This window comes from Streptococcus sp. S784/96/1 (genome assembly GCF_902729355.1).
Classification (GTDB): Bacteria; Bacillota; Bacilli; order Lactobacillales; family Streptococcaceae; genus Streptococcus; species Streptococcus caledonicus.
The window spans coordinates 1-13,465 of sequence record NZ_CACVCC010000022.1 but is presented as its reverse complement, the minus strand read 5'-3'; the positions used below and the strand labels follow the sequence as shown (position 1 = coordinate 13,465).

The following is a 13,465-nucleotide window of genomic DNA, read 5'->3' as shown; positions in this document are numbered from 1 at the left end:
TTCTTTCTATGTTATTAAAATATCTCAATAGGAAAATAATCTTCAAAATATACGTTACTTGCTATTTTAAAATTAGTAATGGGCTTATCTAGATTATATTGTTTAACCAATACTAGATTCGGATGACTTTCTCCATTAAAGTTTAATTCATCCATATATTCTAGTTTCATAGTATAACAATAATCTGTCTTAAGGATATCTTGGAAATAAATTTGAATTGTCTTAGGTTTAGATAACGGTAAATTAAATAAAATTATATTAGAAGTATTAGAATCTATTGAAAACTTCTCATCTGCTCCTAAATGATAGACATAGCTTTCGCCAGACCCACTATTAAATATAAATTTATTTATTATAGCATGCCCCAATCCAATATTACGAATTTTTACAAAAATTTTAGGTCCCGTATTGAAATATATAGTTTTATTTTCACCTTTATCTATCATCTCAAATTCATGATAAAATCCAATTCGATTATTTACAGTCAATTTAAAACTTGGTATTTTCGAATCTTTTAGTAATGAATAGTGTGTTTCTTCATATACAAAATAAGAGTAATCTGGCTTACTATCATTGTATTCAAATTTAGAAATATCTCCAGATACATTCAAAACGGGTCTCACTTCATTTTTAGATTGAGCTTCATGAATGCCTCTTTCAAATTCCAGTGTTTTTACAATACCATAAATTGTTACCCAACTACCAATAAAACTCCCAAGCAAGGCTAGCCAATTATAGTCAGTTGGCATATTAAGATATGTTGGAATATTACATACATCTAGTAACAATAGTATACAGAATATCCCTATCAAAATTATTGATATTTTACTCAACAACTTTGAATCACTATATTTTTCTTTTGACATTTGAAATAATACTTTTTTCATTTTGCTTCCCTGTGACTTTAACTCTCTTTATTCTACCACAAAAGATCTCTTTATATTTAATTACTATTCATTCAAAATTCTTTTACAAATAATAAAATGTAGGAAAGTTCCGCAGGCTCAAATAGTCATGGGAGTGACTATTTGAGGTGGGAAATAGAGAAAGCCAGGCTTTCCATCTTCTGAAATCTATTTTAGGAGGTGATGCCTATGACACTGGAAAGGTTGCCATCTTGTCAGTTTATGAAGCGTTATCGCTAATGATAAACTTTGGCATTCTTTTACTTGGTTTATTGACTACTTATGCCAACTTTCATCGTTCCGAAACATCTGTACCTTAACAAACATCATAGCATCCCTCCCCTTCTAGTAACCAGTCTATAATGTTCTTCTTCTCAATGCCATTATAATTTGCAGATGGCTGGATGGTGTCCATTGTCAAAAGGTACTTTGGAAAGTGGTCTTTAATAATCTCCAGCGGCCGTAGTTCTCTTTCTAATGTTTCTGGAGCCAGTGTCGTTTCACTTACTTGATAATAAGCATAGTGGCCAAAATCAGTTACAACCACAAAATCAACTTCGTATTTGTCAATGTTACCAACATACACTTGAGGATATCTACGTCTCAACTCCAGATAAACAATATTTTCCAACATATGGCCTATGTCTTCTTTATGATCCGGTAATAAGAGGTTGCGAAATCCCAGATCAACAGGATAATACTTTTCCAAACGTTGTAATAGTGCTCTGCCTTTGACATCAAAACGCGGAACAGCATAAAAAAGCAAGCTATCTGTTAGTGTTGTCAAATAATTTTCCAATGTAGCATGAGATAACGAAATGCCTTGGCTTATTAGGGTATTTCTGATTTTATTGGTCGATACTAGGCTTCCTACACTACTAAGAAGCGTTCGCAAAATCCGTTCAATGACGGTAGGGCTTGGATTGCCTAACCGCGCTACCACATCATTTAACAAAATAGAATTGTAGATTCCTCTTAAATAGTCAATATTCTCGGCGTAAGATAATGTTTGCAGTAAATAAGGAAAGGCACTAAATAGATAGTCATTAAACACTTCCATTTTTCCCTTGTGTTCTGGGAAATTGTGAGCAGATAGATATTCCTTAAACGACAAAGGTAGAACCTCTATCTCAACATATCGCCCCGTCAAATTAGTAGCCAGTTCACTACTCATAAAATACGCATTTGAACCAGTCAAATAAAGATCAACATTAGGAGTAATAAACAAACTATCTGCTACCAATTCAAATTGCTCAACATGTTGAATTTCATCTAAAAAGATATAATATTTTTTATCCTCTATTAATAATGCTTTTATGTAAGCATACAGTGACTTAAAATCACGTAAATCATAAAAAGTCAAATCCTCAAAATTGATGGATATAATTTGACTTTCTTCCACTCCTTCTTGTAATAGTTCCTCTTTAAAAAGCTGGAAAAGAACCGATTTTCCCGCACGTCGAACACCACTCACTACCTTGATAATATGACGATCACGATGTCTTCTAAGAAATTCTAAATAAAGCGGCCGTTGAATATAATTCATAATAAATACCTCATATTGAGTATACCTTAAATGTCATTTATTTTCAATTTTTTAGAAATAATAGATAATTCATTGTAGTTTTTTTGTTTTTTTAGAAATAACAGATGATTTATTGTTGTTTTTTTATTTTTTAGAAATAACGTCTAATCCTAAAGCATCAATAAGAAAACTAGCAGAGAATAAAAAAATAAAACAGTAAAACCGCTCTTCACAACTTTGACACCGAAGTAGCGGTTTTTACTGTTCTTCATCCGTCCCGTCTTTAAAACGGTCCTACAGAGGGGAGTTGAGTTGGCGCTCAACTCCTTTTCTGTTTTCAGTATATGATAATCAACCGTCTTTGTCAAATTCTATCAGTCTAGCATAACCTCACTATCATTCGAAAGTGATAATGTCTTAGCTAGGTCGAATGTGAAAATGTCCCGTCTGTTAAACTAGAAAGATGAGGAAAATAGAACTAACTATGATAGAATCAAAGAAATACGCAGTCATCAAAGCTGTTTGTGAGGGTAAAAAACAGAAAAACAGGGCTTGTGTAGAATTAGGGTTAAGCAAGAGACAGGTGAACCAATTGATACTAGCCTATCGAGAGAAAGGAAAGTCAGCTTTCGTTCATGGTAATAGATTAAAAAGACCAACTCATGCCATGTCTTTAGAAACAAAGAGAAGGATTATCAAGAAATATCAAAGTTACGGTGATTTAAGACCAAATGTTGTTCATTTCTGCGAACTACTAGCGGAAGAAGAAAACATCACTTATTCAGATACAACTGTTAGAAAACTACTCTACCAAGCAGGGTTTCTATCTCCAAAGACACAACGAGCAACGAAAAGACGATTGAAACAAGAAGCCAAACAAAAGAAAAGGGAGGCAGAAAAAAGAGGAGCCAAACTCCCAACTGCTTCCAACTTCTTTGAAGAACCTGACAAAGCTCATCCCAGCCGAGCAAGAAAGAAATTCAAAGGGGAACTCATTCAAATGGATGCCAGTCAATTCCCTTGGTTTGGACAACAGGAAACACATCTTCATGTCGCTATTGACGATGCCTCCGGTGATATTGTCGGGGCTTACTTTGATACTCAGGAGACGCTAAACGGGTATTATCATGTCTTAGAACAGATTCTAGAGGTACATGGTATCCCTTTCCAGTTCCTTACTGATAAAAGGACTGTATTCACTTATGCTTCCAGTCAGTCTAAAAAGATTGAGGAAGATACCTTTACACAGTTTGGATATGCTTGCCATTAGCTTGGTATTGCCATTGAAACGTCTTCTATCCCTCAAGCTAAAGGGCGTGTAGAACGTCTTAATCAGACTCTACAATCGCGTCTACCAATTGATTTACAGAGGAATCAAATTACCAGCATCTCTCAAGCGAATCGCTATCTTAAGGGATGGATTAAACGGTTTAACAAGCAATTTGGTGGACTAGCTAGTGAGTCTGTGTTTGAGAAAGCACCTAAACCAGCCCAGCGAAACCTACTGTTAGCGAGAGTCTCTGAAAGAGGGATTGATAGTGGGCATCATATTCGATATCAAAACAACTTCTACTTGCCCGTCGAAGGAGATAAAGAAATCTATTTTACGCGTAAGACAAAGACACTTGTGATTGAGGCATTTGATGGAGACATCTACCTTAATATCGCAGACACTATTTATGCCACTAGAAAGTTACTAAAACACGAGAAGCACTCCACAGAATTCGAAATGGTGCTTAAAACTAAAAAAGAAAGACACAAGTATATTCCACCACAATCCCATCCGTGGAAACTTGCATCTTTCAAACAATACCTTCATAAAATCGGAAAATCTTATGAAGAATTCAACTGTGAGAGGAATACCTCTCAACCACAATTATAACAGATTTTTCACTTATCTAACCGATTTTTTCAAGACATTGTCATTTTCGATTGACAATCCTATCAGTCTAGCATAACCTCACATCTCACTCAAATGCGTTACTACACTTAACTTTCTCATGGTCGCTACAATGCCCAGCTTCTTTTCTAAAAAGTTCGTATTTAGTTTTTTCTTCGCAAGTTTTATCTTAATGCTATATTCGTAGCATTTATAAATACTCGATAATATCTGAATTTAAACATTCTGTACACTTAAAGTTAGTACGTGATTGAAAAAAAGCATGCCTACTATTTATCGGTAAATTTCTGTATATACCGCTCCTTGTGGAAGCAATAGTTATATCATCATTTTTCAATGCAGACCAGTGTCCACTATTAAAATTCCCTGCACGACCAAGATGATGAGGTAAAACAAAGACCTTTTGTTTTTGGTACAAAGAAACAAGTTGTTCCAAAGTATGGTAACTATGATCTCCGGTTAAAAAACCAACCTTTACTGCTCCATTAATAACCAAAACTAGTCCACTGTTGTTTCTACTTTTAGCAAGACTGTCCGAACAATAGATATCTAAACATCCCAATATTCCTATTCTATGCAAAGATACATTTCTACTTTGTTTAGCCGGTCGAGCAATCTTTTTCAATGGAATACCGTTTTTCTGTAATTTTGAAAATAATTTTTTTAAAGTATTTGTTTGTGGAATATGATCTGGGAAATATAAAACCAGAATATTCGATAGTGGAAAATTTTTATTTAGCAGTCCTTTATAATGGTCCAAATCAAAATGACTTATAAAGCCAATAAATTTACTTGATGACTGAATAATATTTGAAGAATTGATTATTCTAGAAACTGAACTTTTTGAAGATAGCGGACTACCTACACCAAAATCATATACTGCAATTACTCTATCTCCATAACGAATTTCATTCCAATTTCCAACTCCTACATTTTTAACTACAATATTTAGTTTACAAACTTTCAAAGAAAACAATGATTCTTCTTTTTGAATTAATTCTTCATTATCAAAACCAACACTATCTATAAGCATATCTGGAATCCTAATTAAAAAACTAGAGACATCAATCTCATCTTCTCCAAGATAGTTAAATTCTCCAAAGAAAGCATCATCGTCCTCAATCAAAGTAAATTCGAAGTTAGTTGTAAAAAAATTAATTGGTAAACTGTACCAGCTTCCTGACTCAAATCCTTTTCTTTTTTTTAACATTATATTTTTTACAAAAATCATAGATGATTCCACTTTAGAATCAATACCTAAAATTCGTTTTAATTGATTGACACTTGAATCATCTTGAAAATCAAAAATGAATGAGTCACTTTGCTCTCCATAAAATCTAAAAACTTTTTCACAATAGACATTGACTTTTGAAAAACTAAATATTTCATCATTTTTTCTTTTTATATTGCCGCATTCAGAATACCTTGATTCATCAACTTCTATTTTCATTTATACTCCCCCATCACTTCCTCAACTTCTGCCAAGGTGATGCCAAACAATTCCAACCGTTTGAGGAGTTGTTTGCCATTGCTGTAGCCGATTCTTAGTTTTTCACCAAGGTACTCACGGCGTTTGCGGCTATCACCACCCATAAGGAGACCAAGACGCATGAGGTCAGATTTGGTGATGTCGAATTGGTTGTCGTCGTCAAACTGTTGGATGACGGTTGCTAGGGCTTTTTGCAAATCGGCAAAGCTCGCATGCTCCACACCGAGTGAGCGTCCCTTAGTCTTGGACTTCGGAGCTGCCTCATCACGATTCAGAAAGGCATGGCGAACAGTTGGAATGGCATCCATGATGATACGGCGAATGCGCTCACCGTTATAGTCTGGGTCAGTAAAGACAATCACGCCACGGAGCTCATGGAGGCGTTCAATCCGCTCCAGATCCTCATCTGTAATAGCAGATCCTCGTGTTTCATAGGTATCCACCTCATAAAATCGGCGGAGATTAGTGGTGTCGTCCTTGCCTTCGACGACGATGACTTCTTGTATTTTTAGTTTTTCTGTCATATTATTTTTTCTTTTTGAACAGCTACTTAGGTGGTTGGGTCGGTAGCAGCCAGCAAGCTGTCTCATACCTAATTGTCGAGCCTAAAGTCTCGCCAATCCCCCCGACTAATAGCTAGGCTATTAGTCTTATAACCACGGTGTAGCTGTTCAGAATAGGCTCACTTCGCTCGCCTCTACTCCTCTAATCTAAATAACTTCTTAGCATTTGCTGTTGTTGTTGCTGCGACTTCTTCTACGGTCATATGGCGTAATTCAGCGATTTTCTCGACAACGTAGCGGGTGTAGGCAGTTTTGTTTTCCTTGCCCCGTTTTGGGACTGGCGCTAGATATGGCGCATCCGTCTCTACGAGGATTTTGTCTAGGGGCAAGTGCTGCGCAGCTTCCTGAATATCAGTGGCTTTCTTAAAGGTTACTACTCCTGAAAATGAAATCATCATGCCAAGCGCCATGAAACGCTCTGCCATTTCCAAAGAGCCAGAGTAAGAATGCATAATGCCACCACGAGGCCCTACACCAACCTCTGCCAAGACAGCATAGGTATCTTCTAGGGCATCACGCGTATGAATCACGATGGGCAAATCTAGCTGTTTAGCGAGCTCTATCTGGCGTTTGAAAACCGCAATCTGAACCTCTTTTGAATCCTCCATCCAATAATAATCAAGCCCAATCTCACCAAGGGCAATCACTTTCGGATGCTTGAGCTTTTCAAGGAGGTAGGCTTCCACTTTATTATCGTAAGAACCTGCCTCTGTCGGATGCCAACCAAGTGTCAAGTAAATCTCTGGGTGGGTATCTGCCAGCTCAATCGCACGGTCAATGGTCTTGTGGTCAAAGCCAACCACGTTGTGAGCTGTCACCCCCATTTCCTTAGCTAGAGCTAATTCCTCAGCTACGGTATCGGTAAAATTATCCACGTTCAAGTGGGTATGCGTATCAAAAATGTTCATATCCTTATTATAGCAAAAAAGAGACTGAGATGCCTCTTTAAGAAAAATTACTAGAATACCATTTATAAAAATTCTGAACTAGTAGTATTCTTTAGACAATACAAACTAAGTAAGGCCAAAGAACCTAATCCTAAACATACCCAAACTATTCCAAAACTTGCCGCAATGGCAACAAAAATCATCGTCAAAATAGAAGGTAATAAAATATCAACTAAACTAATGGCTGACTGAATAGTACCCATTTTAGACTCAGGAATAAGATTGAACACCACTTTTTGAAACCGTGGTTGCATGACTCCCATTGCCAAAGCACTCATAAAACATCCTATGAGAACAAAAAGAAATTCGTTTATCAAAAATCCCCCTAAAATAATAAGCGGTGCCAATGTTTCTACGTACAATAATGTTTTATTCGTTAATGATCTCTCCAAACGACCACTCGCAAAACTGCCAAGAATTAAACCGGCTGTCAAAAGAATGCTTAAAAATGCCAATGACTGCCCTGATTTCAAGGATAAAAAGGGATGCTCAACTAATGAAATAGCTGACAGGGGCATCGCTAATCCTAGGATAATCGAACTTACAGATGCGATTAATAACAATCGTAATACATCTTTCAATTCCCACAAACACTTTAGTGACTCTTTCAAATGATCTGCCGTGTTTTCTAGCGTTAACGCCTTAGGATTATTCTCCTCTTTTTCTAAACGACTAAGCGGTTGCTTAATCCAAAGGTAAATCAGATAAACAACAAGAAAGGTTAAAGCATTAAAACTTGCGATAGAGCCAATCGACATCACACCAATCAAAACACCTCCCAGAAGGTTCCCTAATACACGAACCAGGTTCCCCGTTGCTTGACGAAATCCCATCGCTTCTGTCATATCATCAGCAATCAGCCTCATATAAAGTGGCGTCAGCATTGCCCCCGAAAAATAACTCAAACTATCTGAAACCAAATTGATGATACAAATAATCGCAACCGTTAGTAAACCAAAGTCCTTTTGACTGGTTTGGAACAATAGCAAAGCGACAAAAGCATATAGCACACACTTGATGAAACTGATAGTTAAGTATTTTCTCAAGCGATTTTTCTGAAAATCAGCCAACACCCCTGTCACTAACATGGTTACTTGCGGGATCGTCTCCGATATCGTAATGAAGAGCACAGCAGTTTTTGCAAACTCATACCCTGTGACGTAATTGATAAAGGATAGATAAAACAAAGTGTCTCCTAAACTGGAAAACCAGCCACCAATAAGCATGCGACGAAATGTTTTATTTTTCAAAAAGATAGTCATAACGTTCTCCTTAGATAGTTATCTAATAAAAATTATACACTTATCTAAATTTTTGTCAACTAAAAATTAGATAATCATCTAATTCTAAATATAAAAAACTGACTAGATCTATACCTCTAAAATATCACACATCAGATGTTCAAGAAAAAGTCACAAAAATAGGCTGGGAAAAATCTCATTTTATTGTCTAGCCCTCAAAAATTGAATAATCAAAAATGACTTAGACTAGATGTTCCTTAACAACATCAATCTAAGCCATTACTATTTTAAGCCTTTTTGTCCAGCCTCTTTATCCCTAAATCTTTTTGTAGCTTCTCTAACAACTGACTGACAACAGCGTCATTAATCTGATAACCTTGACCTTGTGTCACTTTAATCAATCCTGAATTCAATAATTTTTGTGTATGGAAAGAAACTGAAGCCGTTGTAATACCTAGTTGCTCAGCGATATCTTTATTCTTGGCATTTGGAAATAGCAGAGCCAAAAGAACTTGATAGCGTGACTTATCTCCCATCGTTTTTAACAATAACGTCAGACGGTCATCATCCATAACTTCACGACAAGCAAGCAAGCTATCAACACGGCACCCCTTCACCAAACGTTTTTGATTGGCATAAGGGACCATTCCATCATAATACTCCAACATCCAAGGTGATAATATGATGACTTGAATATCTTGATGTTCTGAAGACTTTTCAGCTTCTTCTGCGTAAGCTTTTTCAGCTGCTATCACTTCATTTTCATAGCGCTCATAAAAAGGCGTGTAAATCTCAAAAACTTGTCTCAAAACCCAAACTAGCTCATCACGTGTTTTTTCAGGATGTTGAATAGCCTGATACCAGTACCATTTGACCTCTGGAGAGCGATCGCTCGTTTCAAGAGTTGCTAAAAGATGTTGCACTTTAGGCTCAGTTCCCAAGCGCATAGCAAGAGCTTCTCTAAATTGCTCAACAGATAGACCACTCAACAACTCTAAAAAATCAGATTCTGTCTGAGGATCATAACCTTTTCCTAATAAATAAAGGTAGAGCAAGGGCGCCAATCCTACCCACATGGGTTCAAAAAGCCCAGTCTCTAGTAACTCACGTCGTAGCGGTTGCAGGCTCTGGTAAAGCCTTTCATAATCAGAACTAACATCTGTTAGTACTGTCTGTTGTTTAGCATTCAAATCAGCCAACCAATCTGATTCACCTCTAGCTACCATAGCTGGCACACGTAAAAAATCCTCAATACGATTACGATAATGGTTAATAATAAAACCCATATTAACTCCTTTATTAGATAACTATCTTATTTCATTATACCCCTGACCAAAGTAAAAGGCAACTCGCCCAAGTTATGCTATAATATTCCTATGGAAAACAAGAATAACTTATTACTTATTGACGGGTCTTCTGTAGCCTTCAGAGCTTTTTTTGCCCTCTATAATCAGATTGACCGTTTCAAAAATGCCAGCGGTCTTCACACCAACGCTATCTACGGCTTCCACCTCATGCTGGATCATCTGATTGAGCGCGTGCAGCCGACCCACATCCTCGTGGCATTTGATGCTGGCAAAACCACCTTCCGTACGGAAATGTTTGCCGACTACAAGGCTGGTCGTGCCAAAACACCTGAGGAATTCCGTGAGCAGTTCCCTTATATCCGTAAGATGCTGGCAGCACGTGGCATTGCCTTTTATGACCTAGCACAGTACGAAGCTGACGATATCATTGGGACTTTGGCAAAAATGGCAGAGCAGGACAGTCAGCGCTTTGATATTACTGTTGTTTCAGGAGATAAAGATTTAATCCAACTGGCTGATGAAAATACCGTTGTCGAGATTTCGAAAAAAGGAGTTGCTGAATTCGAAGCCTTTACCCCTGCTTACCTCATGGAAAAAATGGGAATCACCCCTACTCAATTCATTGACCTCAAAGCCCTCATGGGAGATAAATCAGATAATATCCCTGGGGTCACTAAAATCGGTGAAAAAACAGGTCTCAAGCTCCTCCATGACTTTGGTAGCTTAGAAGGCATTTATGATAATATCGATGGTATGAAAGCTTCTAAGATGAAAGAAAATCTCATCAACGATAAAGAGCAGGCCTTCCTGTCTAAAACCCTCGCTACCATCAATACCCAATCTCCGATTACTGTCAGCTTAGAAGACACGCGCTTCCAAGGCCCAAACATTGAAACCTTGGCTAATTTCTACGACGAGATGGGCTTTATTCAGTTCAAAAATAGTCTCTCTGGCCAAGAGGTACCAACCTTCGAGGTTTCCTACACCGAACCGACAGCAATCACTGAAGACCTATTTACCGACGAAGACTTCTTCTACTTTGAAATCTTAAATGACAATTACCATATTGAAAACATCATCGGTTTTGCTTGGGGAAATAGCAGAGCAGTCTATGCGTCAACAAATCTAGATTTATTAACCACACCAGTTTTCAAAGATGCCCTTTCTCAATCAATCAATACCTATGATTTCAAACGCAGTAAAGTTCTGCTTAGCCATCTAGGTATCGAGTTACCAACGGCACAATATGACGCTCGCCTAGCAAAGTATCTACTCTCAACTGTTGAAGATAATGAACTCTCAACCATTGCCCGTCTTTACACAGCTCTACCCCTAGAAACAGATGAAGCAGTCTATGGCAAGGGAGCCAAGCGTGCCGTCCCTGAAAAAGGTGCCCTGCTCAGCCATTTAGCCAAAAAAATAAAAGTCTTAGTAGACTCTAAACCAATCATGCTGGAAAAATTAGCCGAGCACGATCAATCACAACTCCTCTTTGACATGGAATTGCCACTAGCTAATGTCCTTGCTAAAATGGAAATCACAGGTATCACCGTGCAAAGTGAAACCCTTGCCGAAATGGCAATCGAAAATCAGCTGGTCATCGATCGACTCACCAAAGATATCTACGAGATGGCTGGTGAGGCATTCAATATCAATTCACCAAAGCAGCTAGGTGAAATTCTCTTTGAGAAAATGGGACTGCCTGTAGAAATGACCAAGAAGACAAAAACTGGGTACTCAACAGCTGTGGATGTGCTTGAACGACTCGCACCTATTGCACCGATTGTAGCAAAAATTCTCGATTACCGCCAAATTACCAAACTCCAGTCTACCTATCTCTTGGGATTGCCCAATTACATCTTAGCAGACGGCAAAATTCACACCCGCTACGTTCAGGATTTAACCCAAACAGGACGCCTCTCCTCAACAGACCCTAACCTCCAAAACATTCCTATCCGCCTTGAACAAGGTCGCCTCGTTCGTCGTGCCTTTGTTCCTTCTAGTAACAATGCGGTGCTCCTAAGCTCAGACTACTCACAGATTGAATTGCGTGTTCTCGCCCACATCTCAGGTGATGAACATCTCATTGCAGCCTTCCAAGAAGGAGCTGATATTCACACCTCGACTGCCATGCGTGTCTTTGGCATTGATAAACCAGAAGACGTTACCGCAAATGATCGTAGAAACGCCAAGGCCGTTAACTTTGGCATTGTTTACGGCATTTCAGACTTCGGCTTGTCAAATAATCTAGGCATCACGCGCAAAAAAGCCAAAGAATATATTGACACTTACTTTGAACGCTACCCTGGCATTAAAAATTACATGGAGACCGTTGTCCGTGAAGCTAGAGACAAAGGCTACGTAGAAACGCTATTCAAACGTCGCCGAGAATTACCTGATATCAATTCTCGTAATTTTAATGTCCGTAACTTCGCAGAACGTACCGCCATCAACTCACCAATCCAAGGTAGCGCAGCTGATATTCTCAAAATCGCTATGATTAACCTTGATAAGGCTCTAGTTGAAAATGGCTACAAAGCGCAAATGCTTCTCCAAGTACATGACGAAATCGTTCTTGAAGTCCCTCAAGAAGAGTTAGAAGCTGTGCAACAATTGGTACAAGAAATCATGGAAACCGCTATTAAGATAACAGTTCCCCTATTAGTTGATGGCAGCTACGGACAAACTTGGTATGAAGCAAAATAATGCTTGAAAAATGACATTTTTTCAAAAAAATAGCTAATCTTAATGTTATCTTAAGAATTATACTCTATAATGTAAACATCCTAAATAATTTTCTTTTTCATATTAATCTCCTAAAGTCGGTGGGCATTTGCCTACCGATTTTATTTTCTCCTTCTCTAGTGAACCTCACGCCTTAACATTTGTTCAAAATATGATATACTGATGTCAAAACCTATCAGAAAAGGAGACACCCATGACCTACCATTTTCAAAATCCAAACGACACCACGATCAAGAAATACCTCAAGGAGAGCAAAACCATTGCCATCGTTGGCCTTTCTAATCGTGAAGAAACCGCCGCATATCGCGTAGCTTCCTACCTCAAAGACGCTGGCTATACCATCATCCCAGTCAACCCTAAACTAGCAGGTTCAACGGTTTTAGGGGAAAGAGCGTACGCATCGCTACAAGACGTACCAGTCCACATCAACATCGTAGACGTTTTTAGACGCAGTGACTTTCTTCCTGACGTTGCCAAAGATTTTCTTGACACCGACGCCGATATCTTCTGGGCACAATTAGGCTTAGAAAACCAAGAAGCCGAAATCCTCCTACGATCAGCAGGACGCCACAACATCGTTATGAACCGTTGCATCAAAATAGACCACGCAGAGCTAAGTTAATAGGCTTTGAAGATTATTTAATTAGGGCTCTATAATTTCTATAGTGGGTAAATTCCCCGCAGAGATTATGGAGCCTTTTTGAGTATAGAAAAAATCCCATATGACCTATAATGAAAAGCGACAAAACAACTCATTAGAAAGACTCATATGGAACAATTCGATTTTATCACAAACCTACTCGGAATAAAAGACCCTAATATTACGATTTTGGATGTCATCGA

Annotated in this window: 10 protein-coding genes and 2 pseudogenes; 4 read left to right on the top strand and 8 right to left on the bottom strand. The window is 38.0% G+C overall.

Features of this window, described 5'->3' with window-relative positions; translation table 11 throughout:
- Positions 1–14: 14 nt before the first annotated feature.
- Complete coding sequence (locus tag GZ996_RS08110; RefSeq protein ID WP_162011794.1) at positions 15–887, bottom strand: hypothetical protein; 873 nt, start codon at positions 885–887, stop codon at positions 15–17.
- Positions 888–1,033: 146 nt separating this feature from the next.
- Here GZ996_RS08110 and GZ996_RS08105 point away from each other — a divergent pair, with 146 nt between their 5' ends.
- On the top strand, positions 1,034–1,225 hold the full coding sequence (locus tag GZ996_RS08105) for a putative holin-like toxin (protein WP_162011793.1): 192 nt from the start codon (positions 1,034–1,036) through the stop codon (positions 1,223–1,225).
- Here the strand turns inward: GZ996_RS08105 and GZ996_RS08100 are convergent.
- Entirely contained in the window at positions 1,222–2,451 is a 1,230-nt protein-coding gene (locus tag GZ996_RS08100; protein WP_162011792.1) for an ATP-binding protein, read from the bottom strand. The two genes, GZ996_RS08105 and GZ996_RS08100, sit on opposite strands and share 4 nt — an antisense overlap.
- Positions 2,452–2,914: 463 nt before the next feature.
- Between GZ996_RS08100 and GZ996_RS08095 the strand changes: the two are divergent.
- Positions 2,915–4,312, top strand: a pseudogene (locus GZ996_RS08095) (ISNCY family transposase).
- 78 nt (positions 4,313–4,390) lie between these two features.
- On the opposite strand, the pseudogene GZ996_RS08090 reads toward GZ996_RS08095, so the two are convergent.
- The 6 genes and pseudogenes from GZ996_RS08090 to GZ996_RS08065 form a co-directional block, all read right to left on the bottom strand.
- Positions 4,391–4,486: pseudogene (locus tag GZ996_RS08090) on the bottom strand (DUF1697 domain-containing protein); the annotation flags it as partial.
- A 34-nt stretch (positions 4,487–4,520) separates the two neighbouring features.
- Positions 4,521–5,780 (bottom strand): hypothetical protein, encoded by a 1,260-nt coding sequence (locus tag GZ996_RS08085; protein ID WP_162011791.1) that lies wholly within the window; start codon positions 5,778–5,780, stop codon positions 4,521–4,523.
- The gene (rnmV, locus tag GZ996_RS08080; protein ID WP_162011790.1) at positions 5,777–6,343 is read right to left on the bottom strand and encodes a ribonuclease M5; all 567 of its coding nucleotides are present in this window, start codon (positions 6,341–6,343) and stop codon (positions 5,777–5,779) included. The genes GZ996_RS08085 and rnmV overlap by 4 nt, the downstream gene beginning before the upstream one ends.
- Positions 6,344–6,516: 173 nt before the next feature.
- Positions 6,517–7,290 (bottom strand): TatD family hydrolase, encoded by a 774-nt coding sequence (locus GZ996_RS08075; RefSeq protein WP_162011789.1) that lies wholly within the window; start codon positions 7,288–7,290, stop codon positions 6,517–6,519.
- 62 nt (positions 7,291–7,352) lie between these two features.
- A complete protein-coding gene (locus GZ996_RS08070) occupies positions 7,353–8,591 on the bottom strand; it encodes an MFS transporter (RefSeq protein WP_162011788.1) in 1,239 nt (412 codons plus the stop codon).
- Positions 8,592–8,857: 266 nt separating this feature from the next.
- Positions 8,858–9,856, bottom strand: a complete 999-nt coding sequence (locus tag GZ996_RS08065) for an ArsR/SmtB family transcription factor (protein ID WP_162011787.1) — start codon at positions 9,854–9,856, stop codon at positions 8,858–8,860.
- 90 nt (positions 9,857–9,946) lie between these two features.
- Here GZ996_RS08065 and polA point away from each other — a divergent pair, with 90 nt between their 5' ends.
- Together polA and GZ996_RS08055 are read left to right on the top strand one after the other, a co-directional pair.
- Positions 9,947–12,583, top strand: a complete 2,637-nt coding sequence (gene polA / locus GZ996_RS08060; protein ID WP_162011786.1) for a DNA polymerase I — start codon at positions 9,947–9,949, stop codon at positions 12,581–12,583.
- Between the two features lie 232 nt (positions 12,584–12,815).
- Positions 12,816–13,244 carry a CoA-binding protein gene (locus tag GZ996_RS08055; RefSeq protein ID WP_162011785.1) on the top strand — a complete coding sequence of 143 codons (429 nt, stop codon included), beginning with the start codon at positions 12,816–12,818 and terminating at the stop codon, positions 13,242–13,244.
- Positions 13,245–13,465: the final 221 nt, after the last annotated feature.